Below are 14,422 nucleotides of genomic sequence, written 5' to 3'. Positions count from 1 at the left end.
CCATGAAGATTTTACGAAAGCCTGTGGGAACCTTCCTTTTGGCTGCTGCAGCGGCAATTGCCCTGCTTTCCGGCTGTAAGGCTGATATCCCCATTGTTTCGGAAATTTCAGAAACCAAGGCGTATACATTGCCGCAGTCCATGATCATCGTGGCTACGGAGAGAAACCGTTACCAGCAAATTTATACCAGCCAGATTTGGGGCGTGGATCTGCCCGGCGGACAGAATTTTGAAACCTATCTGGTGGCCCAGGTGAAAGAGTTTCTGCAGGAAATGAAGATGTTAAACCTTCTGGCTCAGAATAAAGGTGTCAGCCTGACCAGCGCAGAAAAGGAAAAAGTCCGTAAGGCGTCAGAGGAATATTTCAGTTCCCTGACGAAAGAGGATATTTCTTACATGGGAGTGAAAGAGGATGATGTCCGGACCATGTATGAAGAATACTATCTGTCCAACAAGGTAGTCAATGAGCTGACAAAGGACATGAATCTGGAAATCAGTGACAGCGAAGCCAAGGTGATATTAGTGGACCAGATCGTTTTGTCTGATTCTGCCCTGGCCGCGGATGTGCTTTCAAAGGCAGGGGCTGAGGGTGCGGATTTCGCGGCGCTTGCCCGGGAATATTCGGAGGATGGGGCCATAGAGCGAAAAATAGGACGGGGGGAGACTCCCGGGGCCTTTGAAGATGCCGCCTTTGCGCTATCAGCAGGCGGGATAAGCCAGGTAGTGGAAGAAAACGGAAAAAACTACATCATTAAATGTGTAAATGACTATGATGAGAACGCCACTCAGGAGAGGAAAGCAGGGTTATACCGGAAAAGGAAGAAGGAAGCATTTGATCAGATCTACTCCCGTTTTAAGGAAGAAAATCCGGTCACGTTCAGCGATGAAATATGGAAGGATGTAAAGTTCTCCAAAGACGATAAAACAACTACTGCCAACTTTTTTGAGATTTACAAAAAGTATTTTTCTGATTGATCATAGGGGAAGGAAGGATACAGATGAGACCGGAAATAAGTCACAGGCGGAAAAAACACAGCCGCAGGCGCAGGGGAAGCCGGGGGCGGGAGATATTTACGGGGTTCCTGCTGCTTCTTTTTCTTCTGCTCCTAATTGCCGGTTTAACGGCGGCAGGCGTGTCCGGATACAGGTACTGGGAGGGCAGCAGGATCCCTGATTCACCTTTGGAATCCAGCAGNTCTGGCACAGATCGGAATCGTGCCGGAGATCATCCCCAGTACCATCGAAGAAAAGATAAACACAGATGTGCCGGAAGATGCGGTCGTGGAGCTTTCACGCAGAAAGGCAGAGGATGTTGCCGGCTTTCAGAAAACGGGAACCTGTATCATCGGCGCGGACACGGTTGTGGCGGCCGGAGGGGAGATACTTGGAAAACCGGCCAGCCATGAGGAGGCTCACCGGATGATTTCCCTGCTGGAAGGAAAAACACATCAGGTATACACAGGGGTCACCCTGGTATTTTGTGGACAGGCTGGGAAAAAGGTACGGACATTTGTGGAAAAAACGGATGTTCATGTGTATCCCATGTCAGAAGCAGAGATAAAAACCTATGCGGATGATACGGAGCCCATGGACAAAGCCGGGGCCTATGGAATACAGGGAAAATTTGCAGCTTTTATTAAAGGGATTGACGGGGATTATAATAATGTAGTAGGATTGCCTGTAGGACGAGTGTACCAGGAGATAAAGCAGATGTTTGAACAGGAGGATGAGGAATGATTAAACTGATTGCATCGGATATCGATGGAACTCTGGTGACCGATGGAAGCCATGAGGTGAATCCGGAACTTTATGATATGATTTTAAAGCTTCGTGCAAAGGGAATCCAGTTTGCCGCAGCCAGCGGGCGCCAATGGGCCAGCATTGAGTCCATTTTTGACCCAATTAAGGAGAAGGTGTTCTATCTGTCAGATAACGGCGCCTATGTGGGATGCCATGGAAGGAATTTATTTACGAATCCCATTGATAGACAGACTGTTATGGATATGATACAGGATGTGCGGAATATGGAAGGGCTTGAAGTTATGATCAGCGGTCCGGATACGGTATATTTGGAGACGGAAGACCAGGAATTTATTGACTGGCTGGTGAATGGATACAAATTCCGGGTGAAACAGGTGGAAGACCTGACCAGGGTAGATTCCGAGTTTATTAAGATATCAGTGTACCGGAAGACGGATGTGGAGGCCCATACCAGAGCCCTGCGTGAAAAGTATGCGGACCGCCTTAAGATCACCATTGCCGGGGATATGTGGATGGATTGCATGAGGCCGGGAATTAACAAAGGCCAGGCAGTAAAGCTTCTTCAGGAAAGTCTGGGGATTAAGCCGGAAGAGACCATGGCATTTGGCGACCAGCTAAATGATATCGAGATGTTAAAGCAGGCATATTACAGTTTTGCAGTGGGGAATGCCAGGGAAGAAGTGAAGGCTGCAGCCAGGTTTCAGGCGGACACCAATGTAAATGACGGGGTCTTAAAAATACTGAAGCTGCTCCTGTAGCATGAAAAGAGGGGTGTCCATGAAGATTTTACGAAAGCCTGTGGGAACCTTCCTTTTGGCTGCTGCAGCGGCAATTGCCCTGCTTTCCGGCTGTAAGGCTGATATCCCCATTGTTTCGGAAATTTCAGAAACCAAGGCGTATACATTGCCGCAGTCCATGATCATCGTGGCTACGGAGAGAAACCGTTACCAGCAAATTTATACCAGCCAGATTTGGGGCGTGGATCTGCCCGGCGGACAGAATTTTGAAACCTATCTGGTGGCCCAGGTGAAAGAGTTTCTGCAGGAAATGAAGATGTTAAACCTTCTGGCTCAGAATAAAGGTGTCAGCCTGACCAGCGCAGAAAAGGAAAAAGTCCGTAAGGCGTCAGAGGAATATTTCAGTTCCCTGACGAAAGAGGATATTTCTTACATGGGAGTGAAAGAGGATGATGTCCGGACCATGTATGAAGAATACTATCTGTCCAACAAGGTAGTCAATGAGCTGACAAAGGACATGAATCTGGAAATCAGTGACAGCGAAGCCAAGGTGATATTAGTGGACCAGATCGTTTTGTCTGATTCTGCCCTGGCCGCGGATGTGCTTTCAAAGGCAGGGGCTGAGGGTGCGGATTTCGCGGCGCTTGCCCGGGAATATTCGGAGGATGGGGCCATAGAGCGAAAAATAGGACGGGGGGAGACTCCCGGGGCCTTTGAAGATGCCGCCTTTGCGCTATCAGCAGGCGGGATAAGCCAGGTAGTGGAAGAAAACGGAAAAAACTACATCATTAAATGTGTAAATGACTATGATGAGAACGCCACTCAGGAGAGGAAAGCAGGGTTATACCGGAAAAGGAAGAAGGAAGCATTTGATCAGATCTACTCCCGTTTTAAGGAAGAAAATCCGGTCACGTTCAGCGATGAAATATGGAAGGATGTAAAGTTCTCCAAAGACGATAAAACAACTACTGCCAACTTTTTTGAGATTTACAAAAAGTATTTTTCTGATTGATCATAGGGGAAGGAAGGATACAGATGAGACCGGAAATAAGTCACAGGCGGAAAAAACACAGCCGCAGGCGCAGGGGAAGCCGGGGGCGGGAGATATTTACGGGGTTCCTGCTGCTTCTTTTTCTTCTGCTCCTAATTGCCGGTTTAACGGCGGCAGGCGTGTCCGGATACAGGTACTGGGAGGGCAGCAGGATCCCTGATTCACCTTTGGAATCCAGCAGGGAAGTGGTACCGGAAACCATGTGGGAGACGCATTAAAAGAGGAAGGGGAAACCGTCAGGTTGATTATCGGCGGTTTCCCCTTCCTTTTATTGTATTTATGCCTGGAAGAATGCTTTTGCCAGTTTTACAAGCGCTTCCTGGTCCCTGGCTCCCATAACCTCCCTTGCAGAATGCATGGCGAGGATGGGCACGCCGACATCCACTGTTTTCATGGTCAAAAGTGCGGTTGAGATGCTTCCCAGAGTAGAGCCTCCTTTTATATCAGAGCGGTTGGAGAATTTTTTGTACGGGATATCTTCTGCCCGGCATATTCCCTCAATGATTCCGGTGCTGGAAGCATCGGTAGCATAAGCCTGACTGGCCGCCAGCTTAATGGCGACTCCGTCACCCATGATTATCTGGTTTTTGATGTCACATTTTTCCATATGGTTGGGATGGACCGCGTGAGCCACATCCATGGACAGCAGAAAGCCGTTCAGCAGGGCATTTAAAAATGCCTCTCTGGAATAGCCCAGGGATAAGCATACCTTTTCAAGAATGTGCTCGGTCAAAGCGGAGGCAGCGCCCTGTTTTGTCCGGCTCCCGATTTCCTCATTATCGTACAAAGCGATGGCATGGATGCCGCTTTGGTATGGGCCGGCCGTGATTCCGCTTAAACAGGCCTGAACCGAAGTTAAGTTGTCCAGGCGGGGGGCAGAGTAAAACTCATTCTGCAGGCCTAACAGGGTTCCGGATTCCCAGTTATATATGTAGATTTCATAATCCAGAATGTCTTCCTTTTTCACTCCGGCCTCTTTTGCCAGCGCTTCTAAGAAAAAGTCTTCCCTGCTTAATTCATCCGTAATCCGGGCAATGAGGGGAAGCATGTCTATCTGGGCATTGACGGCAACGCCTTCATTGGCATCCCTGTTCATGTGGATGGCCAGGTTCGGGACCGTAAGAAGGGGACGGGAAAAGTCAACGAATATGGTTTTCGGCTCCATGGGGGAGGCGCCGGTTACACAGACCTTACCGGCCATGGATAAGGGGCGGTCAAACCAGGTACCGAAAAGGGGGCTGCCATAGACCTCTACGTTAAGCTTTCCGTACTGCAAGGCTGTGACCTCCGGGGAGGGCTTTACTTTTAAACAGGGCCAGTCTGTGTGAGAGGCGGCCAGTCTAAGAGAAGGGACTTCGCCCAGTTCTTTGCCGACGGAAAATGCCATCAGGGTGGAATCAAAGGCGTTTATATAATAGGAATGGCCCTGTTTCAGTTCCCAGGGCGCGGCCAGCGGCAGTTCTTCAAAACCTGCGGCCAAAAGCTGGTCTGCCGCCGCCATGATGCAGTGGTAGGGAGAAACCGATGCGGCGATCAGTGAATCTAATTGCTTAATGTAATTCATATGTTTCCTCTTTCTTGCCCATGCTTTTTGGGCATAAAGGTATACCCGTAGGGTGTTTCCGCTTTCTTGCCCACGTTTTTTGGGCGTGAAGGTATGCCCGTAGGGTGCTTCCGCTTTATTATATCATAGAAAACAGCGTCTGGGAATACCGGATGAGGGAGAGAAATCCTGCGTTGACAGGCTGGGACAATCCGGTGTATAGTTAACGGATAAAGACAACAAATGGGGAGAATTTGCTATGATTGCGCTGAGAATTGAGGATATCAAGCCGTTTACATCCAAGCTTTTTGTGGGAGAGGTATTTGACCGGTTTCTTGTAAAGGAAGCTTCGATCAGTACTTTTAATACATTTACCATTGACGGAACGATCCGCCCCGGATATTATTCCAGAGAAGAAATCGAGGAAAAGAAAATCGGAGATTTATCCGCATGGGCCATGATGAAACCGTTCTGCTTTTCATTAATTAAAGGAAAAAAGCTTCCGGGCTGCTTCCGGATCATTATGCAGTTGCCAAAAGACGGGGCAGAACGTTTCCTGGCCGCTCGTCAGATTCCCCTTATGCCGGACCAGGTAAAGGGCTTGTACGTCAATATCCGTTACGAGGAAGAGAGGCTTACCTGTATCACGGGAACCTCGGTTTCCATTTTTACTCTGGATAAGACCCTGGATGAGGAATGGGACCAGGCTTTCAAAGCTTTTTTAAAGCAGAACGAAATCTCATTTTTGGAAGAATAGGATTATTAGCACTCATTTAAAATGAGTGCTAATTTTCTATTGACATTTCCGTAACACCGTATTAAAATACTCTTTGCAGGTAAAATTTGTGAGAATTCCATGGAAAACATGGAACAGAAATAGAAAAAAAGAGAATAAGGAGTGTTCTGATATGGCAAAAACCGGAAGTTTGACAATTAACAGCGAAAACATTTTCCCGATCATTAAGAAATGGTTGTATTCCGACCACGACATTTTCTACCGTGAGCTGATTTCCAATGGCTGTGATGCCATTACAAAGCTTAAGAAGCTGGAAGTCATGGGAGAATGGCAGAAGCCGGAAAATCTGGAGTTTAAGATCGAAGTTATTACCGATTCCAATGAGAAAACCATTACATTTAAGGACAACGGGATCGGTATGACCATGGAAGAAGTGGAGGAGTATATCAATCAGATCGCTTTTTCCGGTGCTCAGGATTTCCTTGAAAAGTATAAGGATAAAGCCAATGAGGATCAGATCATCGGTCACTTCGGACTTGGTTTCTATTCCGCATTCATGGTAGCTGACCGGGTTACCATCGATACCTTATCTTATAAGGAAGGTGCGATTCCGGTACATTGGGAGTCGGATGGCGGTACCGAGTATGAGATGGCAGATGGGGACAAGACAGAGGCCGGAACCACCATCAAGCTGTATTTAAACGAAGAGAGCCTGGAGTTCTGTAACGAATACCGGGCGAAAGAAGTACTTGATAAATACTGTTCCTTTATGCCGGTTGCAATCTATCTGACCAATGCCTCCGGAGAGCCTCAGTATGAAACCATCGAAAAGGATGAACTGACCGAAAAGGATACGGTAGTTGAAACCATTGTCGAGGAAGCAAAGACCGAGGAGAAGGAGAACGAAAACGGCGGGAAAGAAGTGGTAGAGGTATCTCCTGCCAGGGAAAAATATAAGATTAAAAAACGTCCGGTTCCGGTTAATGATACCAATCCTCTGTGGAATAAGCATCCGAATGATTGCACGGAAGAGGAATATAAGTCCTTCTACCGCAAAGTATTCCGCGATTATAAGGAGCCGTTGTTCTGGATTCATTTAAACATGGATTATCCGTTTAATTTAAAGGGAATTCTTTACTTCCCAAAACTGAACATAAATTATGACAGCCTGGAAGGAACCATCAAACTGTATAACAACCAGGTATTTATTGCTGATAACATTAAGGAAGTCATTCCGGAATTTCTGATGCTGTTAAAGGGCGTGATCGATTGTCCGGACCTGCCTCTTAATGTATCCAGAAGTGCGCTGCAGAACGACGGCTTTGTAAAGAAGATTTCCGATTACATCACAAAGAAGGTAGCAGATAAGTTAACCGGTATGTTTAAGACAGACCGTGAGAATTATGAGAAATACTGGGATGATATCAATCCGTTTATCAAATTCGGCTGCTTAAAGGATGAAAAGTTCGCGGAGAAGATCAATGATTCCATAATCTTTAAGAACCTGGAAGGCAAGTATTTAACTCTCTCAGACTGTCTGGAAGAGAACAAGGAGAAGCACGAGAACAGCGTTTTCTATATCACCGATGAAAAAGAGCAGAGCCAGTACATCAACATGTTTAAAGAAGCGGGCCTTGATGCGGTTTATCTGACTCAGAATATTGATAATCCGTTCATGGGATACTTAGAGCAGAAGAATGAAAATGTGAAGTTCTTATGCATCAATTCCGATTTATCCGATATCTTCAAGGAAGAGGTAAGTGAAGAGGATAAGGAGGCCATGAAGGCAGACGCAGAAGCCCTGACAGACCTGTTCCGCAAAGCGTTAAATAAAGAACACCTGGATGTAAAGGTGGAGAAATTAAAGAATGAAAACGTGTCCTCCATGATTACCGTATCAGAGGAAACACGCCGTATGCAGGAAATGATGAAGGCGTACACCATGCCTGGAATGGATTCTTCCATGTTTGGAGCAGGCGGTGAGACACTGGTGCTTAACTACAACAACAAGCTGGTCCGGTTCATATTAGGGAACAGGGATGGAGCCAATACCAATTCCATATGCGAACAGCTTTATGATCTGGCAGCGTTAAGCCACGGTTCCCTGACACCGGAACGTATGACGAAATTTATAGCCAGAAGCAATGAGCTGATGCTTGGGATGACAGAGGTATAAGCATCAGAATCACTGGATTTTTTTAGAAAAAAGAGGACTTGAACCGCGTAAGCCGGACGGATGGGAGGATCGGAGGCTTTCCGGTACAAGCCCTTTTTCTATATTATGCTATTGACATCTGAGCTTGGTTTCTCTATAATATATGGTAATGAATACTACATGATAAGTTTCATGCCAGGAGGATGAATAGAGATATGAGCTATAAAATCATTGGGGACAGCTGCCTGGACCTTACGGCGGATTTAAAGAAAGATCCCCACTTTCAGATAATTCCCCTTATTTTACAAGTGGGAAGTACCCAGGTAATCGACGATGATACCTTTGACCAGAGGAAGTTTCTGGAATTGGTGAAAAGCAGCAGCGAATGCCCAAAGACTGCCTGCCCTTCTCCGGAGCTGTTTAAGGAAGCTTTTGAGTGCGATGAGGAACAGGTTTTTGTAATTACCCTGTCTGAACACTTAAGCGGCAGTTATAACAGCGCGGTCCTCGGAAAAAAGCTTTATGAAGAGGAACACAGAGATAATGGGAAAAAAATTGCAGTATTGGGTTCTGACTCCGCTTCCGCCGGACAGCTTAATATCGCGCTTTTCGTGCAGTCCCTTTGCCAGGCGTCTCTTCCGTTTGAGGAGATTGAAGAAAAGGCAAGGAACTTTATAAAGAACATGAAGACCTATTTTGTTCTGGAAAGTCTGGATACTCTCCGAAAGAATGGCCGTCTCACAGGACTCCAGGCTTTTTTTGCCACAGCCCTTAACATCAAACCGGTTATGGGAGCGGCCTCCGGCGTGATCATTAAGCTGGACCAGGCAAGAGGGATCAATAAAGCCCTGGCCCGCATGGTGGATATCGCGGTCAAAGAGGCAGGCGATACAAAGGATAAGATTTTAACCATTGCTCATTGCAACAACCCGGAACGGGGGGAGCTTGTAAAGCAGGAGATGATGAAAAAGGCCGTTTTTAAAGATGTGATCATTACGGAAACTGCCGGAGTTGCAACGGTTTATGCCAATGACGGAGGAATCGTCATGACGCTTTAAGGACAGGTTAAGGAACAGAACGCTCCTCATACCATAAACATATAACAGGAACAGCCGGGTCCGGCGGAGGGAAAATTTGCATTTCTCTCTGCAGCACCCGGTTTTTTTCGTAAAATCAGTAAAATGGCCTCTGTGGAAAATTTGACAAAAGCACAGAACCAGTGTAAGATAAAAAAATGGGAATAAATCCCAAAGAAGTATGAAAGAAAAGTTATGGAAAAAAACTCGAAAAATGTGGAAAACATTATGAAAAAAGTAAAAACATGTGGAAATTATTAACAATCAGGAGGAACCAATGAAGAAAACGAATGGATTGATGAAGATTCTGGTTTTCCTTCCCGTATTGCTGTTTGTATTGTTGATTGTATGGATTGCGGTAAATGAATGGAATGGGACACAGGAGGAAACAGAATCTGCAAGTGGGACAAGTCTTGCGGAAAGCCTGACGGAAGCGGGTAATGAGAGCCCGAATGAAACAGAGGTGCTGACCGTAGAGGCAAGCCAATCTCAGGAGGAAACAGAACTTACGGAGGAAGAATCGGAGCAGAATCCGCTGGTTCATCTGCTTTTTGCGGGTGATATATTACTTTCTACTCATGTGACGACGGCTTATGATAAGGCGGGAGGTATAAATGGAGTGCTGGATGATGGATTTCGTTCTGAAATCGGCCAGGCGGACATCTTTATGGCGAATCAGGAATTTCCGTTCAGTGACCGTGGGTCGGCGGCGCCGGATAAGCAGTTTACATTCAGGCTGTCTCCTTCCAGAATTTCCATGATGAATGAAATCGGAGTTGATATCGTGGCTCTGGCCAATAACCATTCGCTTGATTATGGAACCGATGCCCTTGTGGACACCTGCACGGCCCTTGACGGGGCCGGCATTAAGTACGCAGGGGCAGGGCCCGATATGGACCGGGCCAGGCAGCTGCAGACCATGGAGGTGAACGGAAAGACAATAGGCTTTCTGGCAGCATCAAGAGTTTATCCTGATCCAGGCTGGGTGGCGGGCAGTAAAAAGCCCGGCATGGTAAGCGGCTATGATCCAACCATCCTGCTGGAGGAAATTAAAAAAGCAGAAAGTGCCTGTGATTATCTGGTGGTCTATGTTCATTGGGGAGTAGAACGGGATGAGAAGCCGCAGGAATACCAGAGAACTCTGGGAAAGCAGATCATCGATGCAGGGGCAGACATGGTAATCGGAAGCCATCCTCATGTCCTGCAGGGAATTGAATATTACAACGGAAAGCCGATATGCTACAGCCTGGGGAATTTCATATTTGGAAGCAGCATTCCAAAGACCGCCCTTTTGAGGGCTGATGTGGATCTGGACCAGGGAAGCACCACCTTATCCCTGGTTCCGGGGACCTCTCAGGCAGGTTATACAAGGAAGTTAACGGATGCAGAGGAGATCCGGGAATTTTACCGGTACTTCCAGGGGATATCCTTTGATGTGTCGGTTGATGAAAACGGCGTTGTACATCATAACAGCAATTAGAATCAGACGAGGTATCTGTCGCCCTGACAGATGCCTCGTTCTTTAAAACGCTTTGCCAGAGCATTGAGGACCAGCCTCTTATTGCCGCTCCATAAAGGTGCCAGAAGCAGCTTTTTGGGACCGTCCCCGCTGATCCGGTGAATGACTGTTTCCGGGGGCAGGAGAGCAATGCAGTCGATGACCAGGTCCACGTATTCTTCTAAGGAACAGACTGGAACAAGCCCCTTTTGATATTCCGCTGCCAGGTCGGTCCCTTCTAAAATATGAAGAAGCTGAAGCTTGATTCCGTCAATGCCATGTTCGCCGAGATGGCCCAGATAATCTGCGGTTTCCAGAACCATGTCCCTGGTTTCTCCCGGCAGGCCCAGGATCGTATGGACGATGACGGTGAGCCCGGCTTCTTTTAAACTCCGGTAGGCTTTCAAAAAGGCGGAGAGGGGATATCCCCTCCGGATGTAGCTGGCCGTGGATTCGTGAACGGTCTGCAATCCCAGCTCTACCCAGACCGGTTTCATGCGGTTTAACTCCTTTAACAGGAATAGGACGTCGGGAGGGAGGCAGTCAGGGCGGGTGGCAATGGACAGGATGGCCACGTCGGGATGGCGGATCGCCTGGGTAAACAGCTCTTCTAAATAGGATACCGGTGCATAGGTGTTGGTATAGGACTGGAAGTAAGCGATGAAACGGCCATTCCCGGACTTCATTTTTCCTTCAACCCTTTTTCGGGCGGATTCAATCTGCTCCGTAACGGAGCCATGGGCCGACAGGGCTTCTGCAAATTCCCCGGAACCCCCGCTGCTGCAGAAAATGCAGCCTTTATTTCCCAGGGTCCCATCCCGGTTGGGGCAGGTCATACCGCCGTCAAGGGCCAGCTTGTAGACCTTGTGCCCGTACTGCTTTTTCATTTCATAGTCAAGAGAATGGTATGGTTTTTCATTCCAGAACATGGTTTCCTCCGTACTTTTTCTGATTGCTCCATTATACGGGAGCCCCGGATGGACTGTCAATTTATTTTATAGGTTTTCGTAAAATATTATATTGTAGAATCTTTGACATTTATGATATACTCGTAGCAATGACAATACTTTGTCAATGAATGGGGAAATACCTTCCAGGTATCCCTTTACGCCCAAAGAGCGCGGGCAGGAAATCGGAAAAGGAGAGCATGTGGCATGAAAGGAAACGATACAATCCAGTTACTGGAATCTGAGAGGTCCAGAAGGCTTATGGCCGTTTTGTATGGAGAAGAGGCGGTTTTAGAAAATATTGAACGTTATCAGAGCCTTGTCATGAACTTTCATAAGAAATTTCCGGAGGAGGATGTGATGCTGTTTTCCTCACCCGGGCGCACGGAGATCAGTGGAAATCATACCGATCATAACCATGGAAAGGTGTTGGCGGGAAGCATCAATTTAGATTGTATTGGCGCAGCTGCCAAAAATAACAGCAGAAAAGTGAACATAGTCAGCGAGACCTTTAACCAGAGCTTTGTCATTGACCTGGACGACTTATCTCCAAGCGATAAGAAGGCGGGAACCATTGATCTGGTAAAAGGCCTTTTACAGGGCTTTTTAGAAGCAGGATATGAAATCGGCGGTTTTAATGCCTACATAACCAGCAATGTTATCAGCGCAGCGGGTGTCAGCTCCTCAGCTTCGTTTGAGATGCTGCTTTGCTCCATATTAAATACATTCTTTAACAAAGGCCGCTTGGATACCGTGGCCTATGCCCATATCGGAAAATTCTCTGAGAATGTGTACTGGGACAAGGCTTCCGGCCTTTTAGACCAGATGGCATGTGCGGTGGGCGGATTGATTGCCATTGATTTCAAGGATCCCAAAGCTCCGGTTGTGGAAAAGATTGATTTTGATTTCGGTTCCCAAAACCACAGTCTTATTATTGTCAATACAGGAAAAGGCCATGCGGATCTGAGCGGGGATTACTCTTCGATTCCGGCTGAAATGAAAAAGGTTGCCGGATTTTTCGGCAAAGAAGTCTGCGCTGACATTACGGAGCAGGAGGTCATCGATAACATGGAAGAAGTCAGAGCCTTTGCCGGAGACCGTTCTGTGCTCCGGGCCCTCCACTTCTTTGAAGAGAATAAGCGGGTGGAAGCAGAAATAACGGCTTTAAAGGAAAACAGGTTTGAGGACTTCTTAAAAAACATTACCGCTTCCGGAGATTCATCCTGGAAATGGCTTCAGAACTGCTTTACCAATACCAGTTATCAGGAGCAGGGGATAACCATAGCTCTGGCCCTGACGGAGCTGTTCCTGGCAGAGAAAAAGAAAGGTGCATGCAGGATACACGGCGGCGGATTTGCCGGCGTCATCATGACCATGCTGCCCAATGAACTGGTGGATGAATATATATCCTATATCGAAAAAGCCATGGGACAGGGCAATGCTTACCGGATGAGCATCAGGCCTTATGGGGCCATCTGTTTCAATGAGAGAATGAACCGATAATAATTGTAATTCCTGCCATAATAGAGTACAATAAAAGTAAGAAATAGATTGAAAAGAACGTGTAACAAAAAGGAGGCAGGCATTATGAATGATAAGAAAAACCTGATCATCACCATCGGAAGGCAGTACGGCAGCGGCGGCCGGATCGTGGGAAAGGCCCTTGCTGCGGAGCTGGGAATTCATTTTTATGATGAGGAGATTTTAACCATTACATCGGAACAGAGCGCGGTCGGAGAGGTATTCTTCCGCCTTGCGGATGAAAAGGCAGGGGGCAATCTGCTTTATAAGATCGTAAGCGGTTTAAAACCACAGTTAGGCAAGCCATCTACGGATGCGGATATTGTGAAGCCGGAAAATCTGTTTCGGTTCCAGTCCCAGGTCATTCGGGAACTGGCGTCTGAAGAGTCCTGCATCATAGCCGGAAGATGTGCCGACTATATATTAAGCCGTAAGGATGTGGATTGCCCGGGCTTAGTAAAGATATTTGTCTACGCGGATACGGAAACGCTTGTAAAGCGGGCCATGGAGGTCGATAACGTAGATGAAAAGGAAGCTGCCAAGCGGGTAAAGAAGATTAACCGGGAGCGGAAGGAGTACTACCGTTATTATACCGGCGGCAGCTGGGATGATTGGAATAATTATGACCTGATCATTAATACCGGCTGCATTGATTTAGAGCAGACAGCCAAGCTTATTAAGGATTATATTAAGCTGAGAGGAATGGATTTTTAAAGGGAAACAGATATCATACCGCCCGCCTTCGGAGCCCTTAAGGGAACGGCAAACGAAGGATGGGCGGTATTTCTTTCAGAACAGGGGCACCGTAATCTGAAAAAATTCTATGCAGAATCGGCCTTTGGGATTGTAAAACCAAAAACAAGGCGATATAATGAAATCAGCATGAAAGCAGTGAAAGGCCGGTTGGAATGATTCCACTGGCTTTTTTGGGGAATCGTAATTTTGAGAATGGAGATCAGTAAGATGGGGCAGGAAAAGAAACCCAGGATGGCATATGCGATTTTGAGCTTGGTCAGTACAATCATTTTAACTGCCGGCGCCTTCCTGATATTGAATGTGCAGCATGGGAAGCTGAATCAGGAATTGAACCAGTTTATCTATGCGAGCCTGACTTCTTATACGAATACCCAGAAGAACCAGATCCTGGAGGCAGCTTTAGAGGTGAAAAATACGCTTTCCGGGATTACTGCCATAATGGAAGCTGCCGATTTATCACCGGATGACGAATGGCTGAAGGTTTATCTGGAACAGCTTAATACCGGGAATGCAACTTATAAAGTCAGTTATATTTCCTTTGACGGATGGCAGGAGGAGAAGCTAAAAGAGACGGAACGGGAACTGTATGAACATGCCTTAAAGGGAGAATGGGGCATTTCAGATATCCGGCATACAGGCGGG

The 14,422-nt window shown here is 47.0% G+C and carries 14 protein-coding genes; 12 read left to right on the top strand and 2 right to left on the bottom strand.

The annotated features are described in order from the left end of the window. Positions 1-2: 2 nt before the first annotated feature. The 5 genes from BQ9856_RS01605 to BQ9856_RS01580 all read left to right on the top strand — a co-directional run bounded on the left by BQ9856_RS01605 (position 3) and on the right by BQ9856_RS01580 (position 3,766). Positions 3-974: a peptidylprolyl isomerase gene (locus tag BQ9856_RS01605; protein WP_077609415.1), complete on the top strand. Its 972-nt coding sequence runs from the start codon at positions 3-5 to the stop codon at positions 972-974. 195 nt (positions 975-1,169) lie between these two features. Continuing rightward, positions 1,170-1,736: a Maf family protein gene (locus BQ9856_RS01595; protein ID WP_077609417.1), complete on the top strand. Its 567-nt coding sequence runs from the start codon at positions 1,170-1,172 to the stop codon at positions 1,734-1,736. After that, complete coding sequence (locus BQ9856_RS01590) at positions 1,733-2,518, top strand: HAD family hydrolase (RefSeq protein ID WP_077609416.1); 786 nt, start codon at positions 1,733-1,735, stop codon at positions 2,516-2,518. The genes BQ9856_RS01595 and BQ9856_RS01590 overlap by 4 nt, the downstream gene beginning before the upstream one ends. A 19-nt stretch (positions 2,519-2,537) precedes the next feature. Further along, entirely contained in the window at positions 2,538-3,509 is a 972-nt protein-coding gene (locus BQ9856_RS01585) for a peptidylprolyl isomerase (RefSeq protein ID WP_077609415.1), read from the top strand. 23 nt (positions 3,510-3,532) lie between these two features. Then, complete coding sequence (locus BQ9856_RS01580; protein WP_077609414.1) at positions 3,533-3,766, top strand: hypothetical protein; 234 nt, start codon at positions 3,533-3,535, stop codon at positions 3,764-3,766. Positions 3,767-3,825: 59 nt separating this feature from the next. On the opposite strand, the gene BQ9856_RS01575 is transcribed toward BQ9856_RS01580, so the two are convergent. Beyond that, positions 3,826-5,112 carry a M18 family aminopeptidase gene (locus tag BQ9856_RS01575; protein ID WP_077609413.1) on the bottom strand — a complete coding sequence of 429 codons (1,287 nt, stop codon included), beginning with the start codon at positions 5,110-5,112 and terminating at the stop codon, positions 3,826-3,828. A 238-nt stretch (positions 5,113-5,350) separates the two neighbouring features. Between BQ9856_RS01575 and BQ9856_RS01570 the strand changes: the two genes are divergently transcribed. The 4 genes from BQ9856_RS01570 (at position 5,351) to BQ9856_RS01550 (ending at position 10,538) form a co-directional block, all read left to right on the top strand. Beyond that, complete coding sequence (locus tag BQ9856_RS01570; RefSeq protein ID WP_077609412.1) at positions 5,351-5,848, top strand: DUF5721 family protein; 498 nt, start codon at positions 5,351-5,353, stop codon at positions 5,846-5,848. Between the two features lie 151 nt (positions 5,849-5,999). Further along, on the top strand, positions 6,000-8,003 hold the full coding sequence (gene htpG / locus BQ9856_RS01565; RefSeq protein WP_077609411.1) for a molecular chaperone HtpG: 2,004 nt from the start codon (positions 6,000-6,002) through the stop codon (positions 8,001-8,003). A 194-nt stretch (positions 8,004-8,197) separates the two neighbouring features. Next, complete coding sequence (locus tag BQ9856_RS01560; protein WP_077609410.1) at positions 8,198-9,040, top strand: DegV family protein; 843 nt, start codon at positions 8,198-8,200, stop codon at positions 9,038-9,040. 295 nt (positions 9,041-9,335) lie between these two features. Next, the gene (locus BQ9856_RS01550; RefSeq protein ID WP_077609408.1) at positions 9,336-10,538 is read left to right on the top strand and encodes a CapA family protein; all 1,203 of its coding nucleotides are present in this window, start codon (positions 9,336-9,338) and stop codon (positions 10,536-10,538) included. Positions 10,539-10,540: 2 nt separating this feature from the next. Here BQ9856_RS01550 and BQ9856_RS01545 read toward each other — a convergent pair whose 3' ends face one another. Further along, positions 10,541-11,485, bottom strand: a complete 945-nt coding sequence (locus tag BQ9856_RS01545; protein WP_077609407.1) for a TIGR01212 family radical SAM protein — start codon at positions 11,483-11,485, stop codon at positions 10,541-10,543. Between the two features lie 225 nt (positions 11,486-11,710). Between BQ9856_RS01545 and BQ9856_RS01540 the strand changes: the two genes are divergently transcribed. From BQ9856_RS01540 to BQ9856_RS24425, 3 genes are all read left to right on the top strand, one after another. Continuing rightward, positions 11,711-13,006: a galactokinase gene (locus BQ9856_RS01540; protein WP_077609406.1), complete on the top strand. Its 1,296-nt coding sequence runs from the start codon at positions 11,711-11,713 to the stop codon at positions 13,004-13,006. A gap of 84 nt (positions 13,007-13,090) precedes the next feature. Next, positions 13,091-13,738, top strand: coding sequence for a cytidylate kinase-like family protein (locus tag BQ9856_RS01535; RefSeq protein WP_077609405.1), 648 nt, complete (start codon positions 13,091-13,093; stop codon positions 13,736-13,738). A gap of 249 nt (positions 13,739-13,987) precedes the next feature. After that, positions 13,988-14,422, top strand: a 435-nt coding sequence (locus tag BQ9856_RS24425) for a hypothetical protein (RefSeq protein WP_442855456.1), incomplete at its 3' end; no start/stop codon positions are given.

The sequence above is a fragment of the Clostridium sp. Marseille-P2415 genome (assembly GCF_900155545.1).
Taxonomy (GTDB): domain Bacteria; phylum Bacillota; class Clostridia; order Lachnospirales; family Lachnospiraceae; genus Lacrimispora.
The sequence above is the reverse complement of the archived record's forward strand: the minus strand, read 5'-3'. Positions and strand labels throughout refer to the sequence as shown.

What these genes read in the sequence shown, in the direction of transcription:
- BQ9856_RS01575 (WP_077609413.1), bottom strand. Translation starts at nt 5,112, where the DNA reads ATGAATTACATTAAGCAATTAGATTCACTGATCGCCGCATCGGTTTCT.
- BQ9856_RS01605 (WP_077609415.1), top strand. Translation starts at nt 3, where the DNA reads ATGAAGATTTTACGAAAGCCTGTGGGAACCTTCCTTTTGGCTGCTGCA.
- BQ9856_RS01535 (WP_077609405.1), top strand. Translation starts at nt 13,091, where the DNA reads ATGAATGATAAGAAAAACCTGATCATCACCATCGGAAGGCAGTACGGC.
- BQ9856_RS01580 (WP_077609414.1), top strand. Translation starts at nt 3,533, where the DNA reads ATGAGACCGGAAATAAGTCACAGGCGGAAAAAACACAGCCGCAGGCGC.
- BQ9856_RS01540 (WP_077609406.1), top strand. Translation starts at nt 11,711, where the DNA reads ATGAAAGGAAACGATACAATCCAGTTACTGGAATCTGAGAGGTCCAGA.
- BQ9856_RS01590 (WP_077609416.1), top strand. Translation starts at nt 1,733, where the DNA reads ATGATTAAACTGATTGCATCGGATATCGATGGAACTCTGGTGACCGAT.
- BQ9856_RS01585 (WP_077609415.1), top strand. Translation starts at nt 2,538, where the DNA reads ATGAAGATTTTACGAAAGCCTGTGGGAACCTTCCTTTTGGCTGCTGCA.
- BQ9856_RS01570 (WP_077609412.1), top strand. Translation starts at nt 5,351, where the DNA reads ATGATTGCGCTGAGAATTGAGGATATCAAGCCGTTTACATCCAAGCTT.
- BQ9856_RS01560 (WP_077609410.1), top strand. Translation starts at nt 8,198, where the DNA reads ATGAGCTATAAAATCATTGGGGACAGCTGCCTGGACCTTACGGCGGAT.
- BQ9856_RS01550 (WP_077609408.1), top strand. Translation starts at nt 9,336, where the DNA reads ATGAAGAAAACGAATGGATTGATGAAGATTCTGGTTTTCCTTCCCGTA.
- htpG (WP_077609411.1), top strand. Translation starts at nt 6,000, where the DNA reads ATGGCAAAAACCGGAAGTTTGACAATTAACAGCGAAAACATTTTCCCG.
- BQ9856_RS01545 (WP_077609407.1), bottom strand. Translation starts at nt 11,485, where the DNA reads ATGTTCTGGAATGAAAAACCATACCATTCTCTTGACTATGAAATGAAA.